Consider the following 18,885-nt stretch of genomic DNA (forward strand, 5'->3'; position numbering starts at 1 on the left):
ACAATGTAGATCACTAAGCTCCGAGGCCGAGCACCGCCGCAGTCAGCGCCCGCGCCCGCCCCGGCGCTATCACCAGATCCGTCGAATCCGACAGCTGATCCACGCACCCCACCACCGGCAACCCCCTGATCACCGGGTCCGACACCGACTCCAGCAGCGCCTGCGCGAACCGGTCCCCGCCGATCACCTCGAACGGCCGGTCGAAGAACCCCCGTACCCGCTCATCCAGCCGCTCGGCCAGCGCCATGCGGTTCTGCAGCGCCGCCACCCGCGCGTACGCCCCCGACAGCCCCTCCTGCCGCTCCCGCCAGGAGCGCGCCGCCACCGCCGCCCCCAGGCACTCCCCCAGCTCCGTCGAGCCCGGCATGCGCGCCAGCGCGCTGCCGAGCCATTTCGCGTACGGCGGGTAGCGCCGCCGCAACAGCAGCGCCAGCCGCATCACCTCCCGTGCCAGCCGCGCCCCCACCACGGCCGAGCCCAGCTCATCGCCCACCTCGCCACATCGGCCCGGGAACGGCTCCTCCTGGGCGATCCGCCGCCACTGACACGCCAGCACATACCGCCACACATCCTCCGGATACCAGCGCAACGCCGCGCGGGCCGCCTCCAGCCCGCCCCCGGGAGCGGCGGCCTCCAGCCCGTCGTGGAACACCTCACCCCGCGTCACCTCGGCCAGGCTCTGCCACGGCGCCGACAGCCAGTCCAGCAGCGACACCCCCTCACGCGGGTCGAAACCCAGCCGCTCCACCAGCCACGACCCCAGCTCCGTCACCGCCACCCCGGGCTGCACGCTGCCGTGGTAGCCGAACACGGTCGGAAAACCGCCGAACCGCTCCGGCAGGCCCGCCACCACCCTGGCCCGCACCTCGGGCGCCGTCCCGGGCGCCACGAACACCAGCACCCGCGGCCCCCAGTCATGGTCGGCCGAGCGGGCCGTGTCGAACTCCAGCACCTCCGACCCCGGCCCGATCAACGCGGCGCTGTGCGGGACGCCGGACACCAAAGGCGCCACCACCTCGCCGTAGAAGGCGCGGGACAACTCAATACCAGGTACAAAATCGGACATCACGCCGTCAACTCTGCCCCAGCGCCGCCCGAACCTCACCCGATTTTCCCGGTGCCCGCGCGGGTCACCCGGCCACGCGAGAGGCCATCACCCGCCGGCGCCGGTAGCCGATCCGCTCATAGACCGTGACGGCCGCCACGTTGGCGTCGTCGACCATCAGCGCCGCCCGCCCGTAGGCGGCCAGCAGCTCGCCCGACGCCCACCGGCACACCCGGTCGGCCAGCCCACGTCCCCGCAGGCCCGCCTTCGTCGCCACCCCGGCCAGCAGGCCCACGCTGGGCGCCGACCAGGCGTCGGCCGCCACCGCCGCCAGCTCACCGCCGACGCGCACCCCGGCCCACCGCCGCACCCCGGCGATGCCGGGCACCGCGTACGAGTCGGGCGCGTCGGCCGCCAGCAGCGCCGCGACCTCGTCCTCGGCCTCCGGCTCCAGCCAGCCCACCCCGCCGGGGGCGGGGCCGTCCAGCGCCGGCAGGCTCATCCAGGAGAACGTCCCTGACTCGCGCAGGCCGTCGAGCTTGGCGCTCACCTCGCGTACCAGCTCCAGCTCCCCGAACGGCCGGTAGGAGGGCCCCAGCTCGGCCAGCGCGTGCCGCACCAGCTCCACCGCGTCCGAGGCCGCGCCCCACACGCCCAGCCGGTCGCGGCGCGAGGCCCCGGGGCCGGCGGCGGCCACCGCACCGCCCAGCGCCCACGCCCGCGCGCCGCCGCGTAGCCCCTGCGCCGCCCACACCAGCAGGTCGTCGTCACCGCACGCGGCGCGCACCTCGGCGTCGTCGCGTAACTCCCGTATGGTCACAGCGCGCCACAGCTCGTTACAGGATGGCGCCGGGCCGGTAGGCTGCCGCCTCCGGGTGCGCCGTCACGACCTCGCCCACCTGCCGGGCGACGGCCTCCACCTGGTCGGCCGCCGCCCCGGTGAACGACACCTGGTCGGCCAGCAGCGCCTCCAGCCGGGCCCGGTCCAGCGGGAAGCGGGTGTCGGCCGCCAGCAGGTCGAGCAGTTCGTTGCCGGCGCCGCGCGAGCGCATCGCCAGCGCCGCCCCCACCGCGTGCTCCTTGATCAGCTCGTGCCCCGTCTCCCGGCCCACCCCGGCCCGCACCGCCGCCATGAGCATCTTCGTCGTGGCCAGGAACGGCAGATAGCGCTCCAGCTCGGCGGCGATGACCGCCGGGAAGGCGCCGAACTCGTCCAGCACCGTCAGCATCGTCTCCACCAGCCCGTCGAAGGCGAAGAACGCGTCAGGCAGCGCCACCCGGCGCACCACCGAGCACGACACGTCGCCCTCGTTCCACTGGTCGCCCGCCAGCTCGCCCGCCATCGAGGCGTAGCCCCGCAGCACGACGGCCAGGCCGTTGACGCGCTCGCAGGAGCGGGTGTTCATCTTGTGGGGCATCGCCGACGAGCCGACCTGCCCCTCCTTGAACCCCTCGGTGACCAGCTCGTGCCCGGCCATCAGCCGGATCGTCTTGGCCAGCGACGACGGCGCCGCCGCCAGCTGCACCAGCGCCGTCACCACCTCGAAGTCCAGCGAACGCGGGTAAACCTGCCCCACGCTGGTGAAGCGGTGCGCGAACCCCAGGTGCGCGGCCACCTTCTCCTCCAGCTCGGCCAGCTTGCCTTGGTCGCCGCCCAGAAGATCGAGCATGTCCTGCGCGGTGCCCACCGGCCCCTTGATCCCGCGCAGCGGGTAGCGGCCGATCAGCTCCTCCAGCCGCCGGTAGGCCACCAGCAGCTCATCGGCCGCCGACGCGAACCGCTTGCCCAGCGTGGTCGCCTGCGCCGCCACGTTGTGCGAACGCCCGGCGACCACCGTGGTCTTGTGCTCCTCGGCCAGCGTCGCCAGGCGCGCCAGCAACGCCACCACCCGGTCACGCGCCAGCAGCAGGCTGTCACGGATCTGCAGCTGCTCGACGTTCTCGGTCAGGTCGCGCGAGGTCATCCCCTTGTGCACCTGCTCGTGACCGGCCAGCGCGTTGAACTCCTCGATGCGCGCCTTCACGTCGTGCCGCGTCACCCGCTCACGCGCCGCGATCGAGTCGACGTCGACCTGCTCGACCACCTTCTCGTAGTCGTCGACCGCGCCCTCCGGGACCGTCACCCCCAGCTCGGCCTGCGCCCGCAGCACCGCCAGCCACAACCGCCGCTCAGCGATGATCTTGTATTCGGGGGACCACAGGCGGGCCAGCTCCGGCGAGGCATAACGCGAGGCCAGGACATTCGGGATACGCGGCTTGGACGTCACGTCGGACAAGTCTATTCACACGCCCGCGCCCGCACGGCACCAGGCCACGCGAGCGCCGCGATCACGCTCCGACGTAGGCCGCGAGGTGCTCACCGGTGAGGGTGGAGCGGGCGGCGACGAGGTCGGCGGGCGTGCCCTCGAACACGATCCGGCCGCCGTCGTGACCGGCGCCCGGGCCGAGGTCGATGATCCAGTCGGCGTGCGCCATGACCGCCTGGTGGTGTTCGATGACGATGACCGACTTGCCGGAGTCGACCAGCCGGTCCAGCAGGCCGAGCAGCTGCTCGACGTCGGCCAGGTGCAGGCCGGTGGTCGGCTCGTCCAGGACGTACACGCCGCCCTTGTCGGCCATGCGGGTGGCCAGCTTGAGCCGCTGCCGCTCGCCGCCGGACAGCGTGGTGAGCGGCTGGCCCAGGCTCAGGTAGCCGAGCCCGACGTCGGCCAGCCGGCCGAGGATGGCGTGCGCGGCCGGCGTGCGCGCCTCACCCGCGCCGAAGAACTCCTCGGCCTCGGCCACCGGCATCGCCAGCACCTCGCTGATGTCGCGGCCGCCGAGGTGGTGCTCCAGCACCGAGGCCTGGAACCGCTTGCCGTCGCACTCCTCGCACACGGTGGAGACGCCGGCCATCATGGCCAGGTCGGTGAAGATGACACCGGCGCCGTTGCAGGCGGGGCAGGCGCCCTCGGAGTTGGCGCTGAACAGCGCCGGCTTGACGCCGTTGGCCTTCGCGAACGCCTTGCGGATCGGGTCGAGCAGGCCGGTGTAGGTCGCCGGGTTGCTGCGCCGCGAGCCGCGGATCGCGCTCTGGTCGATCGACACCACGCCCGCCCTGGCGGGGATCGACCCGTGCACCAGCGAGCTCTTGCCGGAGCCGGCGACGCCGGTGACGACGGCCAGCACGCCGAGGGGGATGTCGACGTCGACGTCACGCAGGTTGTTCGCGCTCGCGCCGCGGATCTCCAGCGTGCCGGTGGGCTTGCGCACGCTCTCCTTGAGGGCGGCCCGGTCGTCCAGGTGGCGGCCGGTGACGGTGCCGCTGGCCCGCAGCCCTTCGACGGTGCCCTCGAAGCAGACGGTGCCGCCCGCCGTACCGGCGCCGGGGCCGAGGTCGACGACGTGGTCGGCGATCGCGATCGCCTCCGGCTTGTGCTCCACGACGAGCACCGTGTTGCCCTTGTCCCGCAGCCGCCGCAGCAGGTCGTTCATCCGCTGGATGTCGTGGGGGTGCAGGCCGATGGTGGGCTCGTCGAAGACGTAGGTGGTGTCGGTGAGCGAGGAGCCGAGGTGGCGGATCATCTTGACGCGCTGCGCCTCGCCGCCCGACAGCGTGCCCGCCGGCCGTTCGAGCGACAGGTAGCCCAGCCCGATCTCCACGAACGACTCCAGCGTCCGCAGCAGCGTCGCCAGCAGCGGCGCAACCGACGGCTCGTCGAGGCCGCGAATCCAGTCGGCCAGGTCGCTGATCTGCATCGCGCACGCGTCGGCGATGCTGACGCCGTTGATCCGCGAGGAGCGGGCGGCCTCGCTGAGCCGGGTGCCGTCGCACTCGGGGCAGGTGGTGAAGGTGACCGCCCGGTCCACGAACTCCCGGATGTGCGGCTGCATCGCCTCCCGGTCCTTGGACAGGAACGACTTCTGGATCTTGGGGATCAGCCCCTCGAAGGTGAGGTTCACGCCCTCGACCTTGACCTTGGTGGGCTCCCGGTAGAGGAAGTCCTGCATCTCCTTCTTGGTGAAGTCGCGGATCGGCTTGTTCGGGTCGAGCAGGCCCGACTCGGCGTAGACCCGTACGGTGAAGAAGCTGTCGGACTTCCAGCCGGGGATGGTGAACGCGCCCTCGGCCAGCGACTTGGAGTCGTCGTAGAGCTGGGTGAGGTCGATGTCGGAGACCGCGCCCCGGCCTTCGCAGCGCGTGCACATGCCGCCGGTGCGGGTGAAGGTCTGCACCTCCGTCTTTTTGGCGCCGCGCTCCACGGTGATCGCGCCGCTGGCCCGTACCGAGGGGACGTTGAAGGAGAAGGCGTTGGGCGAGCCGATGTGCGGCTGCCCGAGCCGGCTGAACAGGATGCGCAGCATCGCGTTGGCGTCGGTGGCGGTGCCGACCGTGGAGCGGGGGTCGGAGCCCATGCGCTGCTGGTCCACGATGATCGCGGTCGTCAGCCCTTCCAGCACGTCGACCTCGGGCCGCGCCAGCGTCGGCATGAAGCCCTGCACGAAGGTGCTGTAGGTCTCGTTGATCATCCGCTGCGACTCCGCGGCGATCGTGTTGAACACCAGCGAGCTCTTGCCCGAGCCGGAGACGCCGGTGAACACCGTCAGCCGGCGCTTCGGGATCTCGATGCTGACGTCCTTGAGGTTGTTCTCGCGCGCGCCGTGCACGCGGATCAGGTCGTGGCTGTCGGCAGCGTGCGGCGCAGGCGACTGCGGGTCCGTGCTCGTGGCCTTGCTCATCGTGTCTCCATCTGTGGGGCAGGACCGCCTTCGCGGTCCCCGTCGGCGTCGCCTGGCTCGATCCGACCAGTTTCGAGGATTATGTCGGGTTTTCTGTCGGCAGGAACCGGCATTCACCGGTCCTGAAGCAGCCCCAGGACGTTGCCATCGGGCTGGGTGGAAGAGCCGGTCATGGTCACTCCTGTTCGAAAAGGTTATGTCTGTGCCGGTCACGCTAGCCGCAGCCCACCGGAACACGCTTCTCCATTCCTGACCGGTCGCGCCCGGATGCTGTGAGAAACTGACGAGGTGAAACGGCAGGACCTCGACGATCTTGTCCGGCTGCGGCGCGCCCGCGACCGGATGGACCGCGACTACGCCGAGCCCCTCGACGTCCCGGCGCTGGCCCATGACGCCCTGATGTCCCCGGGCCACTTCTCCCGCAGCTTCCGCGCCGCGTACGGCGAGACCCCCTACAGCTACCTGATGACCCGCCGCATCGAGCGGGCCAAAGCACTGCTGCGGCGCGGCGACCTGTCCGTCACCGAGGTCTGCTTCGCGGTCGGCTGTACGTCACTCGGATCGTTCAGCACCCGCTTCACCCAACTGGTCGGCGAGAGCCCCAGCGCCTACCGGGCCCGCGACCACGACCACGCCGCCGACATCCCCGCCTGCATAGCCAAGATCTACACACGACCGGTCAGGAATGGAGAAGCGAGCCCCACCGCTCGCCCGTAGGGTGAAGTGCATGGACATCAAGCTCTCCACCTGCTTCATCGCCGTCGACGACCACGACAAGGCGCTCGCCTTCTACCGCGACGTACTCGGCCTGGAGGTACGCAACGACGTCGGGTACGAGGGGATGCGCTGGGTGACCGTCGGGTCGCCCTCCCAGCCGGACGTGGACATCGTCCTCGAACCACCACTCGCCGACCCCAACGCCTCACCGGCCGACAAACAGGTCATGGCCGAGCTGATGGCCAAAGGCCTGCTGCGCGGCATCATCTTCACCACCGACGACTGCGACGCCACCTTCGAACGCATCAGCGCCGCCGGCGGCGAGGTGCTACAGGAGCCGATGGACCAGTTCTACGGCGTCCGCGACTGCGCCTTCCGCGACCCCGCCGGCAACATGCTGCGCTTCAACCAGACCCTCAAGAAGTGAGCCCCGGTCACGGCCGGTATCCGACGTGGCGGAGCAGGACGCGCAACCTGCGCCCGACCTGCTCCGCGGTCACCTCCTCCGCCCGCTGGAGCAGCACGGATCCGATGGAACTGGCCAGAACGTCCTGAATGACCCCGGGATCGGTGTGGGGCGGGAACTGGCCGGCCTCGACCGCCCGCCGCGCGGTCTCGGCCACCGCCTCCAGCCGCGGCTGCAGGAACCGCCTGGTGTAGGCGGTCACCAGCTCCGGATAGTCGACCGAGGCACCGATCACCCGCGCCATCAGCGCCCGGAACCGGGGACGGCTGAGGAGCTCGGCGACCGACTCCACCAGGTCCTCGATCGACTGCCCGACCGGCGGCGCGTCCGTGTCGGGGCTGCGGGCGTGCTCCAGCGCGGCCATCAGGAGATCCTCCTTCGACCGCCAGCGCCGATAGACGGTCAGCTTCGCCACACCGGCGCGCTGGGCGACCGCCTCGATGCCGGTGCCCGCCGCGCCGCGCTCGATCAGCAGGTCCAACGCCGCATCCAGGATCGCGGCGTCGTTTTCCGGATCACGCGGGCGACCATGGCGTTCTAGCCGGCCACAGCACCTGATTTAGCCATGCCATCAGTCTGTCGGGTGCCGGACGGCCACGCCAACCGATGTGCCCGTCGGGACGGATCAACACCACCTCCCGCGAGTACGGCTCGACCGGCGTGAGCGCGACCACCATCTCCTCACCCAGCTGCTCGGCGGCCACCCGGGCGTGCCGGACGGCGACGTCCATCTCGCCGGCGAGCACCACCCAGCGCCCGCCGATCGCGGCGTGCAGCATGGTCCGGCCACCGTCGAGACCCCGGCACGCGAGATCGGGCATCCGGTCACCCGGACGCAGGCCCGGCATCCACCGGTGCACGGCCGGAGCCAGCGGCCCGCCCCGGTAGCTGATGCCCAGCTGGGAGGCGGCCAGCCACAGCCTGCGCTGCACGGCCGGCAGCGGGACGACCGGCAGCACGACCCTGTCGCGGACCAGGCGCTTCCACGGCGTGTGCGGCAGCATGATGTCCACCGCGGTGCTGGTGGCACGCAGGACGTTACGGGCCAGCGGGCGGCGTTCGCCTTCATAGGTGTCCAGCAGCCGCTGATCGGCGCGGCCGCGGGCGACCAGCGCCAGCTTCCAGCCCAGGTTCTCCGCGTCGCCCAGGCCGGTGTTCTGCCCCTGGCCGCCCGTGGGACTCTGGATATGCGCCGCGTCACCCGCCAGCAGGATCCGGCCCCGGCGATAGGCGTCGGCGAGCCGGCGATGGATCCGGAACTCCGACGCCCAGCAGACATCGGTGACCGAGTCGAGCCCGACGCCGCTGCGGCGGGAGAACTCCCCCAGCACCCTCTCGGCGATCTCACCGTCCGACAGTTGGTCCGGCAGGCCGGGCGGCGGCTCGGTGAACACCCGCCACGTGTCGCCGGGCAGCGCGGTGACCGAGAGCATGTGGCCGGCCTCCATCCAGGTCGTGCTGCCGTTCTTGTCGAAGGGCCACTGGGCCCGTACGTCGACCATGAGCAGCCGTTCGAGCAGCTTGCGACCCGGAAAGCCGATCCCGGCGAGCTTGCGCACCGTGCTGTGCGCTCCGTCGCAGCCGACCAGTCAGTGGGCCTCGAGGTGCTCTTCGGCGCCGTCGGCCGTCTGAACGGTGACGGTGACGCCGGCGGCGTCCTGCCGGGCCGCCATCAGCCTGGTCCCCCACTCCACGGTGCCGCCCAGGTCGGCCAGACGTCGCCGCAGCGCGCCTTCGATCTCGGCCTGGGAGATCAGCAGCGTCTGCTTGGGCTGGTCCGCGACGGCCTGGCCGACGTGGAGCCGCAGCACCGTACGAGATCCCTCGTTGTAGGACATGTTGAGGGAGGACTGCGAGCGCTCCGGCAGATCCCCGAGCGCGCCGATCCGCTCCAGCACCTCGACGCCGCGCGGCTGCAGGCCGAGGGCACGGGAGGTGGTGGCCGGGCCGGGGGCGGCGTCGATGACCCGGACGGGAATGTGGTGCAGGGCCAGGTGAACGGCCAGGGCCACCCCGGTGGGGCCCTTTACAATGTAGATTCGTAATCTGGGGCGCATCATAGGCGCATGACAATCGACGACGCCGCCCTGGACGCGACCGCCGCATGGCGGGCCCTGACGCCGCTGATGGACCTGATCACCCCCATGGCCCTCCGGGTGGCCGTGACCCTGCGACTGCCCGATCTGGTGGACGAGGACGGCTCGGACCTCGACGACCTGGCCGCCCGCGCCGGCGCCGACCCGGACGCGCTGGGCCGGGTGCTGCGCCACCTCGTCGGCCGCGGCGTGTTCGCCGAGCCCCGACCCGGCGCGTTCGCGGTGAACGCGACGGCCGCCCTGCTGCGCCGGGACCACCCGTCCGCGGCGTGGCGGTGGCTGGACCTGGACGGGTTCGGCGGCCGGATGGACCTGGCCTTCACCGGCCTGCAGGACACCGTGCGGACCGGCCGGCCGGCCTGGCCGGCGGTGTTCGGGGCACCGTTCTGGCACTATCTCGACGCCGACCCCGAGCTGAGCGCGTCCTTCGACGCGACGATGGCCGCCAACGCCGGGGGCCGCGAGGTGGCGGAGGGCTACGACTGGCCGGCGCTGACCCGGGTCGCCGACGTCGGCGGCGGCACCGGGAAGCTGCTGGCCGAGCTGCTGCTGCGCCACAAGGGCCTGAGCGGGGTGCTGATCGACCTGCCGGACACCGTCTCGCGCGGGCAGCAGTTCCTGGCCGAGTGCGGGCTGGCCGACCGGTGCGAGACGGTCGCGCGGAGCTTCTTCGACGAACTGCCCACCGGCGCCGACGCGTACGTGCTCAACCGGGTGCTGCACGACTGGGCCGACGCCGAGGCGACCGCCATCCTGCGCCGCTGCGCCACCGCGGCGGGCCCGCGCGGCCGGGTGCTGATCCTCGAGTCGCCCAGCACCTCGGAGGTCGATCCGGCCATGTTCGCGGAGATGAACCTGCGGATGCTGGTCCTGACCGGCGGCCGGGAACGGACCATCGACGACTACCGGACCCTGGCCGCGTCCGCCGGGCTGCGGGTCGCCGCCGTGCACGACATGCCGCCGTGGCACACCATCATCGAGTGCGTCCCCACCACCTGACGACGGCCTGTGCCAGAGTGGGCGGCATGCTTGCGATCACGGTGCAGACGGAGAACGGGCAACGGCACATCCGGGTCACCACGCAGGAGCTTGCCGGCCTGGTCCACCGGATCGGCGAAGACGGCGACAGGTTCCTGGTCATCCAGCGGATCCCGGACCTGCCTGACGTTTTCATCCAGGTGTGGCACGAAGCGGGCGGCGACTACACGCTGGAGCACCGCGACGGCGGCCCCGACCAGCACTTCCAGGTGACGGTCGGCGCCCCCGAGCCAGTGATCGCCGCCATGACCGGCTGGGCACTCCAGGAGCACGATTGGGGGTTCGGCCTGGACTGGGCGCCGCTGGACCTGGGGCCGGCCCCGGCCCCTCCTCCCCCGCTCGACCTTGACGACGACGCGCGTGGGCGGCTCGTAACGCGCCTGCGCGAGGTGCTGGCCGGCGGTTACGCCACGCGGGCGCAACTGGCGGAGCTCGCGGAGGAATATCTCGTCTCCGGCGAGCACCGGCCGGTGTCGCGCGAGCAGGCGTGGCAGTTGGCCGACCGGATGTGGCTGGAGCGCGTCGAGGAACAGGCCGCCTGGACAGGCGAGACCGACCCCGAGCGGCTCGCCCGCGCCTTCACGGCGCTGGAGCAGGCAGGCATCACGGCCCGGGAGGACTTCGCCTGCTGCCGTTCATGCGGTGACGCGGAGATCGGCGCGGCAGGCGCGGTGGACGCCCGCGGCTTCGTCTACTTCCATTCGCAGTGCACGGACGCCGCCGCCCGGGGCCACGGGCTGACGCTCCTGTACGGCACGTTCGACGGATCCACGGCGACTTCCGTCGGCCGCGAGGTCGTGGCGGCGCTCCAGGAGAGCGGGCTGCCGGTGGAATGGAACGGCGACCCCCTGCAGGCCATCACCGTCACGCCGCTGGACTGGCGCAGACGCCTCGTCGGCTAGGCCGCCGGCATTCCGGCGCCGTTGGCGACCGGGTTGACGAACAGGTGGAGCTCGTCGAGGAGCCCCCGGGCGATCAGGCTCGAGACGAGCGTGCCGCCGCCGTAGGCGATCAGGTCACCGCCCGGCCGGGCCTTGAGCCCGTTGACGATCTCGGCGAGTTCGCCGCCCGCGACCACGGCGTTCTCCCAGGGCGACTCGGTGAGGGTGTCGGAGATGACGACCTTGGGCGTGTTGTTCATCTTGTCGATGGACTTCTTCGACGGGGTCGGTGAGCGCGTCGATGTAGGCGTTGATGTCGTCGGTCCACGGGAAGGACAGCCAGTCCATCTCGCCGTTCGGGCCCGCCATGTAGCCGTCGACGGTCATCTGGACCTGGAGTTTGAACGTGCGCACGAGGTGCTTCCTTCCGGGCCGAGGGGTGTTGATCGAGTGCGTGTCCGCTCAGACCAGGCACTCGTCCCCGCCGTGGTCGTGGAGCCCGGCCGCGCCTTCCACGATGCGCCGGTAGTCGGGGCACTGGGTGAAGTCGTCCGCCGTGCACTGCATGAGGTGCTCGATCAGCGCCTTGGACGCCGCGATCTCCCGCTGCCGCTCCTCCAGCTCGGCGTGATGGCGCTGCAGGAGCGCCTGGCGTTCGGCCTGGCCGCAGGCGCCGAGCATCTCCCGGATCTGATCCAGGCTCATCCCTGCCGCCTTGGCGCGGATGATCGTCAGGACGCGGATGACGTGGTCGCGGGTGTAGCGGCGGCGGCCGCTCACCCGGGCGGCCGGAGTGAGCAGGCCCATCGCCTCCCAGTGGCGCAGGACGTGCGGCGCGAGATCGAACCGCTCGGCCAGCTCTCCGATCTGCATGAACTCGCTTGACCTCATGTTGACATTAACTTGCAGAGTTGTCTCCACGTCAAGCGATCATCGCTTTGGAGGCAGAGATGTTCGACGCCGTCATCGTCGGCGCTGGCCCGGCCGGTATGGCCGCGGCCCTGACCCTGGGGCGGGTCCACCGTACGGTGCTCCTGCTCGACGCCGGGCAGGGCCGCAACGCCCCGACCGGCCCCGTCCACAACTTCCTGACCCGGGAAAGGAGCTGAGCACCATGACCGCCGACCTCACGCCGACCACTTCCGGTGCCCCGCCCAGGGCGGGCAACCTGCCCCTGGCCACGGCCGGCCTCCTGATCGGCATGCTGCTGTCGGTCCTGGACCAGACGGTGGTGGCCATCGCCCTGCCCGACATCGCCGCCGACCTCGGCGGCCTGGACGCCATCGGCTGGATCGTCACCTCCTACGTCCTGGCCTCCACCGCGACCGGCGCCCTCTACGGCCGCGTCAGCGACCGGTTCGGCCGCCGCCCGGTCTTCATCGCCGCGATCGCCGTCTTCGTCGCCGGCTCCGCGCTGTGCGGCCTGGCCCAGACGATCCCCCAGCTGATCGCCGCCAGGACCGTGCAGGGCGTCGGCGCCGGCGCGCTGTTCGTGCTACCCACGATCGCCCTGTCGGAGCTGTACCCGCAGCATCTGCGCAGCCGGGTCCAGGGCTTCACCGGCGGCGTCTTCGCCCTGGCCAGCGTGGGCGGCCCGCTGGCCGGCGGCGCGATCACCGACGCCTGGGGCTGGCGCTGGATCTTCTACGTCAACCTGCCGCTCGGCCTGCTCAGCGTGGCGCTCACCGCGTACGCGCTGCGCCTGCCCAGGCCCGGCGGGGACGGCAGGGTCGACCTGCCGGGGGCCGCGCTGATCGCGGGCGCGATCGTGGCCCTGCTGCTGGTGGCCGAGTGGGGCGGCCGGACCCACGCGTGGACCTCCGGTGTGATCCTCGCCCTGGTCGCGGCCTTCGCCGTGCTGCTGGGCCTGTTCGTCTGGTGGGAGCGGCGGGCGGCGAACCCGCTGCTGCCGCCGCGCCTGCTGGCCGGCCCGGTCCTGCGGGTCGCGCTGCCGGCCACCGCGCTGCTGGGCGCGCTGCTCGGCGGTTCGATCGTCTACCTGCCGACCTACCTGCAGGCCGCGTACGGGATGGGCGCGACCCAGGCGGGCCTGGCGCTCAATCCGTACGTCCTGACGTTCATGGCGGTCTCGTTCCTGGCCGGCGCCCGCGTCGGCGGCCGGTTCAAGCCGTACCTGATCGCCGGGTCGGTGATCGCGGTGCTGGGATTCGCGCTGCTGAGCCGCCTGGAGCCCGGCAGTCCGTACGTCGTGCTCGCCGTGGGGATCGGCGTGCTGGGGGCCGGCTTCGGGCTGCTCATGCAGAACCTGGTCGTCCTCGCGCAGAACGCGGCCTCCCCCGCGGATCTGGCCGCCACCACCTCGGCCACGGTGTCCGTTCGCGGGCTGGGACTCTCGCTCGGCGTGGCGATCTTCGGCAACCTCCTGACCCGGGAGCTCCAGGGCCGCGCTCCGAGTCCGGCGGCGACGGCGGCGGCCATCCCCGACGTCCTGTTCTGGGGCGCACCGGCGGCGGCCGTCCTGGTGGCGCTGATGGTCCTGCTGCCGTCGCCCCGCGGCTAGGAGCTCAGCGAGTCGAGCAGCCGCAGGCGCTCGGCGGTGTCCGTCCCGGGTGCCGCGCCGAGGAACATGATCCGCTGGCCGGGGTCGTCCGGCACGCGCATGGTCTCCTCGTTGAGCTCCAGCGGCCCGACGAGGGGGTGGTGGACCCGCCGCGCCGCATAGGTGCACTCGGCGACCCGCTGGGCGCCCCAGACGCGGGTGAAGTCGGGGCTCTTGATGCTCAGCTCGCCGATCAGCTCGGCCAGCAGGGGATCGTCCGGCATGTCGCCGGTGGCCATGCGCAGGTAGGCGGCGACCTCGTCCGCGTGCGTCTCCCAGTCGGGATACAGGTCGCGCATGGCTGGGTCGAGGAACATCATCTTCGCCAGGTTCACCCGCTGGCCGGGGTTCAGGCCGTACAGCGCGTAGCCGAGCCGGTTGCCCCCGAGCAGGTCGAAGTACCTGCCGAGGATGATCACCGCCTGGTCGGTGACCCCCTCCGCCAGCGCCAGCACCGACGGGCGGAGCTGCTCGGGGCCGTAGGGACGGCGCGCCACCTGGACCTGTTCGGGGCGGGCGAGCCGTACCAGGTGCATGCGCTCATCGGCGGTCAGCTGGAAGGCGTTGCCCAGCGCCTCCAGCACCGAGTCGGACATCTGATGGCTCTCGCCCTGCTCCAGGCGCGTGTAGTAGTTGACGCTGATCCCGGCCAGCTGCGCCACCTCGTCGCGGCGCAGGCCCGGCACCCGGCGCGGCGTGCCGTAGGTCGGCACGCCGCCGGCCTCGGGCGTCAGCGCGGCACGGCGGGCGCGAAGGAACTCCCCCAGCTGCTCTCCCATGCCCCCATTGTCGCCACATCCGCCGGCTGCTCCCATCCCCTGGCATGGGTACCCAGGACAGGGGCAGGCGCCCGCGCGGGAACGCCGCCAGGGTGGAGGCATGACCGACAAGAAGATCATCGCTGTGGTCGGGGCCACCGGAGCGCAGGGCGGCGGCCTGGTCCGCGCCGTCCTCGCCGACCCCGACGGGCCGTTCACCGTCCGCGCCCTCACCCGCGACACCGACTCCGCGCAGGCCCGCGCCCTGGCCGAGCAGGGCGCCGAGATCGTGTACGCCGACCTCGACGACGAGGACAGCGTGCATCACGCCTTCGCCGGGGCCTGGGGCGCGTACGTCGTGACCAACTTCTGGGCCCGGCGCACCCCCGAGCAGGAGGCCGCGCGCGATGCCGCCCGCATGGAGATCGACCAGGCGCACGCGGCCGCCCGCGCCGCCAGGTCCGCCGCGCTCCGGCACGTCGTGTGGTCCACGCTCGAGGACACCCGGCCGCACTTCGCGCACCTGGGCCGCCAGGTGCCGAAGCTGCTCGGGGAGTACGCGGTGCCGCACTTCGACGCCAAGGCCGAGGCCAACGCGGCCTTCACCGCTCTGGGCGTGCCGACCACGTTCCTGCAGAGCACCTTCTACTACGAGGCCTTCCTCCAGGGACAGGGCCCGCACCGCGACGCGAGCGGCCGCCTCGTGCTGACGCTGCCCATGGCGGGCAACCCGATGTCCCTGATCGCCGCCGAGGACATCGGCCGCACCGCGCTCGGCATCTTCCGGCGGGGCCCGGAGTTCGTCGGCCGCACCGTGAGCATCGCCGGGGAGCACGCGGGCGGCAAGGAGCTCGCGGAGAAGTTCACCACGCTGCTCGGTGAGCCGGTGACCTACGCGCCGCTGACCTACGACCAGATGCGGGCCGCCGGCTTCCCGGGCGCGGTCGAGATCGGCAACATGTTCGAGTTCTACTCCGAGGCGTCCGCCTACTTCACCGGCGTACGCGACCTCGACCTGGTACGCGAGCTCAACCCCCGGCTGCGCTCTCTCGACGACTGGCTGAACGAGCACCGCGACCAGATCGCGGCCGCGATCTGACGGCCTGGTCGCGCGCTCACGCTCCGTCTCCGGGGACCGGCCGCCCCCGGAAGATCCGCCAGATCAGCCACGCCTGCAGCAGACCGGCGCCGGACAGGACCACGGTGAGCAGCACCGGGTTCGCGATATGAGGCGGCACCAGGTCCTCCCATCCCCACCAGATCAGCCATCCGAGGGGAAAGGTGACGCCGATGAGCGCGACGCCGGTCAGCAGGATCGGATCCCGCACCGTCAGCAGGATCACCAGCGAGATCACGCCGAGAACCAGCACGAGAGCGGCGTAGACGACGGCGAGCACAGCCGCGACCTTGCCGTTCGTGTAACGGCGCATCCGACCACGTCCTTCAAGGGAGACCACGGCGTCCACCCACGATCCTTCCACGGACGCACGGCCGCCTACCCTCCTCGGCACTTCATGTCGCGCCCGGCCAGGACCCGGGGCTGGTCAGTGTGTACGACGTGGCGGGGCCGGATGAAGGGCGAAGCCGGGGTGGGAGAGGTCCATGTCCTTCATCCGGGCCGCCTTGCCGTTGGTCCGCCACCGCCCATTCGGCAAGCGCCCGCGGCACGCTGCCGGGGTGGCGGGCCGGCATGATGCCCAGCAGTTCGGCGCCGGCCATCCCGCTCGAGGCGCCCATCCCCGCATACACCGTCACGCACCAGGCCGCGTCACCCACGAGCACCACGCGGCCGCGGTGCCGGCTGTCCATGCACACCTGCTCGACCGAGTCGAACAGCACATCTCGGCCGACTCCAGCACCCCCGCCACCCCGGATCTGCGGCGCCCATCATCGGTGGGCCGACGAGGTACTACGCCTGGATGTGGCCGAGTTGCTGCAGCTGCGAGTAGACGTCCACGACTCCCCAGATGTCGGTGATCCGGCCGTCGGCGAAGCGGGCGATGAAGATCTCGTTGTAGGTGACGGATTTGCCGGTCGGGGGCATGCCCCGGTATTCGCCGGAGTTGGTCCCGGTGACCGTCTGCCGAGCGACGATCTTGTCTCCCTCGGCGAGCAGGTCCTCGACCGTCACGTGAATGTCGGGGAACGCCCGCAGCAGGATCGCCCATATGCGCTTTTGCGCCTGCACCGCCGTCACGTCAGTCTGCTGCGCCGGGTGGAAGCGCCCGTCCGGGTGAATGTACTCGTCGATCGCCTTCGAGATGATCTCCAGATCGCCGCTGTTGACGGCCTCGTGGAAGCGGTGGTACGTCTCCTTGTTGCGCGCTTCCTGAGCTGTTGACATGTCGCCTCTCCTTAGGGTGAAACCGGCGTCTCTGTAGTTACCGACCAGATAGCCCCTCGGATTGTGAGGCCGGCGCGTCGCCGAGTTACGCGGTCGGCGGGCCATCAAGCTCGGTGGTCCGGCGGGGCCCGACAGGGCGACCCGGTGGACGCGGCCCAGCTCGCGGTCGTTGGTGCGCCAAGGGCGCCGGTGCGGCGACCCGGATGAGCAGCAACGCCGCTCCGCACGCGGGCGGTGCTCCGCTCATCGAGGCAGCGGCCCGAACGCATGAAGTGGTCGAATGGCGCCGCCCGACCGCGTCACCCTTGTCGTACTCAATGCCCCCGGCGCCACCCTCACCACCGACGGCAGCGGTCGACGGGGGGCTGTCAACCGCGAGGGGGGACGAGACCGATGCCGAACCCCGCGCCGATCTCGGTGATGGCGCTGGGCTCGTCGCCTTCACAGACGATCTTCGGTGTGAGGCCTCTGGTGGCGAAGAGCCGATCGAGAGCCGGCGCTGCCAGTGCCCCTTACGGGCGCTGAAGAAAGGCTGGTAGGCGAGTTCGTCGATGCCCACCGACGTGCGGCCCCGCCAGCGGATGATCGAGTGACGTGGCCTCCCACACCGCCTCATCAAGCAGCTGAACGGCTCGCCGGCCCGCGTCGAGGTCACCGAGAAAGCGTTCGACGTAACGACGGAAGAGCTCGCCCGTGTCGTTCAGCCGGAGCCGGCCGCTGCGATCGGGCAGCGGCGTGCCCATTTTTCGCTCTCCAAGCGGGCGATGGTACGGCTCGGCGACGCGAAACTCGGGGTCCCGGTGGTCCTGGCCGAAAAACCAACGGATATCGCTGACCTGCGCTCGTCGTCCCCATCGTCTTGGTGCGGTAGAGGGTGGCGCGACCGATGGAGAAGACCTCCATGAGATCGGCGATGGTGTAGTCGCCGGTGGCGTGCATCCGCACCAGCTCGGCTTGCTGACGGGCGGTGAGCTTGGGCTGTTTGCCCTTGAGCTTGCCGCGGGAACGGGCGATGGCCATGCCCTCGCGGGGGTGCGCATCTTCCGCAGGTCGGCTTCAAATTCGGCGCACACGGCCAGCATGATGCAGGACGGTCGAGCATCTGGCTTAGCCGATCAGTTCTCCCACCCCGAAAGCGTACGGTTTAGCCCCCATCACCGGACAGCTTCGCGGACCACCTATCTGAGACAGCGTTTCCGCAGGTCGCGTCTTCGCGGACCGGCAGTGCGGCGTGTCTCGTCGAGCGAACCTCGATTGAGACAGTCAAGCAGGTAGCCGTGTCGGCGATCGGTGGGTGTTTGTGTTACTGGTTGTCCTTGAGGAGTTGTTGTGTGCGGGTGAGGAATGCCTGGCGGACCTCTTCCGGGTGCAGTATCTGGAGTGGTCGGCCGAGGCTGAGCAGGTAGCGGGCCAGGCCGTCGGCGTCTGGCCCGCCGATGTCGATGATCGTGGCGTCATCGCCGTCCGGATGGTGGACGCCGACCGTTGGTGGCACCAGCCTGCGGGCCTCATCGGCCGGTACGGCCAGGCGGATGGTCACCCGCACCGGGTAGGGCCTCAGCGCGATGCCCGTGCCGACCATCTGTGCTGGATCTGGCGGGTCGGGCAGGGCAGTGGCCTGCCCGGTGGCTGTGGCATCGATGATGCGATCAGTACGGAAGGTGCGCCAGTCCTGCCGCGTCAGGTCGTAGGCGAGGAGATACCAGCGGCGGCCGGTGTAGATGAGCCGGTATGGGTCCACTCGGCGGGTGGACGTCGTTCCGGCCCGGTCGCGGTAGGTCAACTGGGTGCGTTCGCCTCGCCGGCACGCGGTGGCCAGGTCGAGCAGCAGCGCGGGGGAGATCTGGCTGTCGTCGGGTCGTGCGGTGTGGGTGAACGCGGCGTCCAACTCGCCGAGCCGGCCGGCGATCCTGGCCGGCAGCACCTGGCGTAGTTTCAGCAGCGCCGACAGGGCTGCCTGGTCGCTGCCGGAGACTCCGCTGAAGGCGGCGGTGCGCAGCCCGACAGCGACCGCGAGGGCCTCCTCCTCGTCAAGGATCAGTGGCGGAATGCTGGTTCCGGGCCCGAGGTGGTAGCCGCCCCATGGGCCCATCTCCGATTCGATGCCGTAGCCGAGTTCGCGTAGCCGGGCGATGTCCCGGCGAACCGTCCGTTCGGTGATCTCCAGCTGGGCGGCCAGATCAGCGCACGTCCAGGACTGCCGCGTTGACAGCAAAGACAGCAGCCGCAGCAGCCGCGCCGAGGTGTTGACCATGGCTAAC

General features: G+C 71.2%; 22 protein-coding genes and 1 pseudogene. 7 read left to right on the forward strand and 16 right to left on the reverse strand.

The genetic code is table 11. The features are described 5' to 3' along the window. Positions 1–13: 13 nt before the first annotated feature. The 4 genes from ACIBI9_RS57615 to ACIBI9_RS57630 form a co-directional block, all read right to left on the reverse strand. On the reverse strand, positions 14–1,066 hold the full coding sequence (locus ACIBI9_RS57615) for a DUF4037 domain-containing protein (RefSeq protein ID WP_397235913.1): 1,053 nt from the start codon (positions 1,064–1,066) through the stop codon (positions 14–16). 64 nt (positions 1,067–1,130) lie between these two features. Then, on the reverse strand, positions 1,131–1,865 hold the full coding sequence (locus ACIBI9_RS57620; protein WP_397235914.1) for a GNAT family N-acetyltransferase: 735 nt from the start codon (positions 1,863–1,865) through the stop codon (positions 1,131–1,133). Positions 1,866–1,881: 16 nt separating this feature from the next. Next, complete coding sequence (purB, locus tag ACIBI9_RS57625) at positions 1,882–3,312, reverse strand: adenylosuccinate lyase (protein WP_397235915.1); 1,431 nt, start codon at positions 3,310–3,312, stop codon at positions 1,882–1,884. A 61-nt stretch (positions 3,313–3,373) separates the two neighbouring features. After that, positions 3,374–5,764 (reverse strand): ATP-binding cassette domain-containing protein, encoded by a 2,391-nt coding sequence (locus ACIBI9_RS57630; protein WP_397235916.1) that lies wholly within the window; start codon positions 5,762–5,764, stop codon positions 3,374–3,376. A gap of 342 nt (positions 5,765–6,106) precedes the next feature. Between ACIBI9_RS57630 and ACIBI9_RS57635 the strand changes: the two genes are divergently transcribed. Further along, entirely contained in the window at positions 6,107–6,481 is a 375-nt protein-coding gene (locus ACIBI9_RS57635) for a helix-turn-helix transcriptional regulator (RefSeq protein ID WP_397235989.1), read from the forward strand. A 10-nt stretch (positions 6,482–6,491) separates the two neighbouring features. After that, entirely contained in the window at positions 6,492–6,908 is a 417-nt protein-coding gene (locus ACIBI9_RS57640) for a VOC family protein (protein WP_397235917.1), read from the forward strand. A 7-nt stretch (positions 6,909–6,915) separates the two neighbouring features. Here the strand turns inward: ACIBI9_RS57640 and ACIBI9_RS57645 are convergent, their stop codons facing one another. The 3 genes and pseudogenes from ACIBI9_RS57645 to ACIBI9_RS57655 all read right to left on the reverse strand — a co-directional run. After that, positions 6,916–7,506, reverse strand: a complete 591-nt coding sequence (locus ACIBI9_RS57645; protein ID WP_397235991.1) for a TetR/AcrR family transcriptional regulator — start codon at positions 7,504–7,506, stop codon at positions 6,916–6,918. Further along, on the reverse strand, positions 7,463–7,951 hold the full coding sequence (locus ACIBI9_RS57650) for a hypothetical protein (RefSeq protein WP_397235993.1): 489 nt from the start codon (positions 7,949–7,951) through the stop codon (positions 7,463–7,465). Before ACIBI9_RS57650 ends, ACIBI9_RS57645 begins: the two co-directional genes overlap by 44 nt. Positions 7,952–7,984: 33 nt before the next feature. After that, positions 7,985–9,007, reverse strand: a pseudogene (locus tag ACIBI9_RS57655) (FAD-dependent monooxygenase); the annotation flags it as partial. A gap of 6 nt (positions 9,008–9,013) precedes the next feature. On the opposite strand from ACIBI9_RS57655, the gene ACIBI9_RS57660 reads away from it, so the two are divergent. Both ACIBI9_RS57660 and ACIBI9_RS57665 read left to right on the forward strand, forming a co-directional pair. Then, on the forward strand, positions 9,014–10,042 hold the full coding sequence (locus tag ACIBI9_RS57660; RefSeq protein ID WP_397235918.1) for a methyltransferase: 1,029 nt from the start codon (positions 9,014–9,016) through the stop codon (positions 10,040–10,042). A 26-nt stretch (positions 10,043–10,068) separates the two neighbouring features. Continuing rightward, positions 10,069–10,983 carry a DUF6891 domain-containing protein gene (locus ACIBI9_RS57665; RefSeq protein ID WP_397235919.1) on the forward strand — a complete coding sequence of 305 codons (915 nt, stop codon included), beginning with the start codon at positions 10,069–10,071 and terminating at the stop codon, positions 10,981–10,983. Here ACIBI9_RS57665 and ACIBI9_RS57670 read toward each other — a convergent pair. Further along, positions 10,980–11,222 (reverse strand): dihydrofolate reductase family protein, encoded by a 243-nt coding sequence (locus tag ACIBI9_RS57670; RefSeq protein ID WP_397235921.1) that lies wholly within the window; start codon positions 11,220–11,222, stop codon positions 10,980–10,982. The two genes, ACIBI9_RS57665 and ACIBI9_RS57670, sit on opposite strands and share 4 nt — an antisense overlap. 202 nt (positions 11,223–11,424) lie before the next feature. Then, the gene (locus ACIBI9_RS57675) at positions 11,425–11,853 is read right to left on the reverse strand and encodes a MerR family transcriptional regulator (RefSeq protein ID WP_397235923.1); all 429 of its coding nucleotides are present in this window, start codon (positions 11,851–11,853) and stop codon (positions 11,425–11,427) included. Positions 11,854–11,912: 59 nt separating this feature from the next. On the opposite strand from ACIBI9_RS57675, the gene ACIBI9_RS57680 reads away from it, so the two are divergent. Together ACIBI9_RS57680 and ACIBI9_RS57685 are read left to right on the forward strand one after the other, a co-directional pair. Then, on the forward strand, positions 11,913–12,071 hold the full coding sequence (locus tag ACIBI9_RS57680) for an FAD-dependent oxidoreductase (RefSeq protein WP_397235925.1): 159 nt from the start codon (positions 11,913–11,915) through the stop codon (positions 12,069–12,071). Positions 12,072–12,076: 5 nt separating this feature from the next. Then, positions 12,077–13,483, forward strand: coding sequence for an MDR family MFS transporter (locus ACIBI9_RS57685; protein ID WP_397235927.1), 1,407 nt, complete (start codon positions 12,077–12,079; stop codon positions 13,481–13,483). Here the strand turns inward: ACIBI9_RS57685 and ACIBI9_RS57690 are convergent. Beyond that, on the reverse strand, positions 13,480–14,301 hold the full coding sequence (locus ACIBI9_RS57690) for a helix-turn-helix transcriptional regulator (RefSeq protein WP_397235929.1): 822 nt from the start codon (positions 14,299–14,301) through the stop codon (positions 13,480–13,482). The two genes, ACIBI9_RS57685 and ACIBI9_RS57690, sit on opposite strands and share 4 nt — an antisense overlap. Before the next feature lie 100 nt (positions 14,302–14,401). Between ACIBI9_RS57690 and ACIBI9_RS57695 the strand changes: the two genes are divergently transcribed. Beyond that, positions 14,402–15,379, forward strand: coding sequence for an NmrA/HSCARG family protein (locus tag ACIBI9_RS57695; protein ID WP_397235931.1), 978 nt, complete (start codon positions 14,402–14,404; stop codon positions 15,377–15,379). A gap of 16 nt (positions 15,380–15,395) precedes the next feature. Here ACIBI9_RS57695 and ACIBI9_RS57700 read toward each other — a convergent pair whose 3' ends face one another. The 6 genes from ACIBI9_RS57700 to ACIBI9_RS57725 form a co-directional block, all read right to left on the reverse strand. Next, complete coding sequence (locus ACIBI9_RS57700; protein WP_397235933.1) at positions 15,396–15,710, reverse strand: SCO4225 family membrane protein; 315 nt, start codon at positions 15,708–15,710, stop codon at positions 15,396–15,398. Positions 15,711–15,792: 82 nt separating this feature from the next. After that, a complete protein-coding gene (locus tag ACIBI9_RS57705) occupies positions 15,793–16,119 on the reverse strand; it encodes a hypothetical protein (RefSeq protein WP_397235935.1) in 327 nt (108 codons plus the stop codon). Positions 16,120–16,189: 70 nt separating this feature from the next. Beyond that, positions 16,190–16,624 (reverse strand): ester cyclase, encoded by a 435-nt coding sequence (locus tag ACIBI9_RS57710; RefSeq protein ID WP_397235937.1) that lies wholly within the window; start codon positions 16,622–16,624, stop codon positions 16,190–16,192. Positions 16,625–17,136: 512 nt separating this feature from the next. After that, positions 17,137–17,367, reverse strand: a complete 231-nt coding sequence (locus ACIBI9_RS57715) for a hypothetical protein (protein ID WP_397235995.1) — start codon at positions 17,365–17,367, stop codon at positions 17,137–17,139. Then, a complete protein-coding gene (locus ACIBI9_RS57720; RefSeq protein ID WP_397235939.1) occupies positions 17,276–17,644 on the reverse strand; it encodes a helix-turn-helix domain-containing protein in 369 nt (122 codons plus the stop codon). Before ACIBI9_RS57720 ends, ACIBI9_RS57715 begins: the two co-directional genes overlap by 92 nt. Before the next feature lie 283 nt (positions 17,645–17,927). Next, the gene (locus ACIBI9_RS57725) at positions 17,928–18,878 is read right to left on the reverse strand and encodes a helix-turn-helix transcriptional regulator (protein WP_397235941.1); all 951 of its coding nucleotides are present in this window, start codon (positions 18,876–18,878) and stop codon (positions 17,928–17,930) included. Between the last annotated feature and the right edge of the window lie 7 nt (positions 18,879–18,885).

The organism is Nonomuraea sp. NPDC050451 (assembly GCF_044458585.1).

Bases quoted from the DNA above. Each gene is read 5' to 3' on its own strand.
- ACIBI9_RS57615 (WP_397235913.1), bottom strand. From the start codon at position 1,066: ATGTCCGATTTTGTACCTGGTATTGAGTTGTCCCGCGCCTTCTACGGC.
- ACIBI9_RS57630 (WP_397235916.1), bottom strand. From the start codon at position 5,764: ATGAGCAAGGCCACGAGCACGGACCCGCAGTCGCCTGCGCCGCACGCT.
- ACIBI9_RS57635 (WP_397235989.1), top strand. From the start codon at position 6,107: ATGGACCGCGACTACGCCGAGCCCCTCGACGTCCCGGCGCTGGCCCAT.
- ACIBI9_RS57640 (WP_397235917.1), top strand. From the start codon at position 6,492: ATGGACATCAAGCTCTCCACCTGCTTCATCGCCGTCGACGACCACGAC.
- ACIBI9_RS57650 (WP_397235993.1), bottom strand. From the start codon at position 7,951: ATGCTGCCGCACACGCCGTGGAAGCGCCTGGTCCGCGACAGGGTCGTG.
- ACIBI9_RS57660 (WP_397235918.1), top strand. From the start codon at position 9,014: ATGACAATCGACGACGCCGCCCTGGACGCGACCGCCGCATGGCGGGCC.
- ACIBI9_RS57665 (WP_397235919.1), top strand. From the start codon at position 10,069: ATGCTTGCGATCACGGTGCAGACGGAGAACGGGCAACGGCACATCCGG.
- ACIBI9_RS57670 (WP_397235921.1), bottom strand. From the start codon at position 11,222: ATGAACAACACGCCCAAGGTCGTCATCTCCGACACCCTCACCGAGTCG.
- ACIBI9_RS57675 (WP_397235923.1), bottom strand. From the start codon at position 11,853: ATGAGGTCAAGCGAGTTCATGCAGATCGGAGAGCTGGCCGAGCGGTTC.
- ACIBI9_RS57680 (WP_397235925.1), top strand. From the start codon at position 11,913: ATGTTCGACGCCGTCATCGTCGGCGCTGGCCCGGCCGGTATGGCCGCG.
- ACIBI9_RS57685 (WP_397235927.1), top strand. From the start codon at position 12,077: ATGACCGCCGACCTCACGCCGACCACTTCCGGTGCCCCGCCCAGGGCG.
- ACIBI9_RS57690 (WP_397235929.1), bottom strand. From the start codon at position 14,301: ATGGGAGAGCAGCTGGGGGAGTTCCTTCGCGCCCGCCGTGCCGCGCTG.
- ACIBI9_RS57695 (WP_397235931.1), top strand. From the start codon at position 14,402: ATGACCGACAAGAAGATCATCGCTGTGGTCGGGGCCACCGGAGCGCAG.
- ACIBI9_RS57700 (WP_397235933.1), bottom strand. From the start codon at position 15,710: ATGCGCCGTTACACGAACGGCAAGGTCGCGGCTGTGCTCGCCGTCGTC.
- ACIBI9_RS57710 (WP_397235937.1), bottom strand. From the start codon at position 16,624: ATGTCAACAGCTCAGGAAGCGCGCAACAAGGAGACGTACCACCGCTTC.
- ACIBI9_RS57715 (WP_397235995.1), bottom strand. From the start codon at position 17,367: ATGGGCACGCCGCTGCCCGATCGCAGCGGCCGGCTCCGGCTGAACGAC.
- ACIBI9_RS57720 (WP_397235939.1), bottom strand. From the start codon at position 17,644: ATGGCCATCGCCCGTTCCCGCGGCAAGCTCAAGGGCAAACAGCCCAAG.
- ACIBI9_RS57725 (WP_397235941.1), bottom strand. From the start codon at position 18,878: ATGGTCAACACCTCGGCGCGGCTGCTGCGGCTGCTGTCTTTGCTGTCA.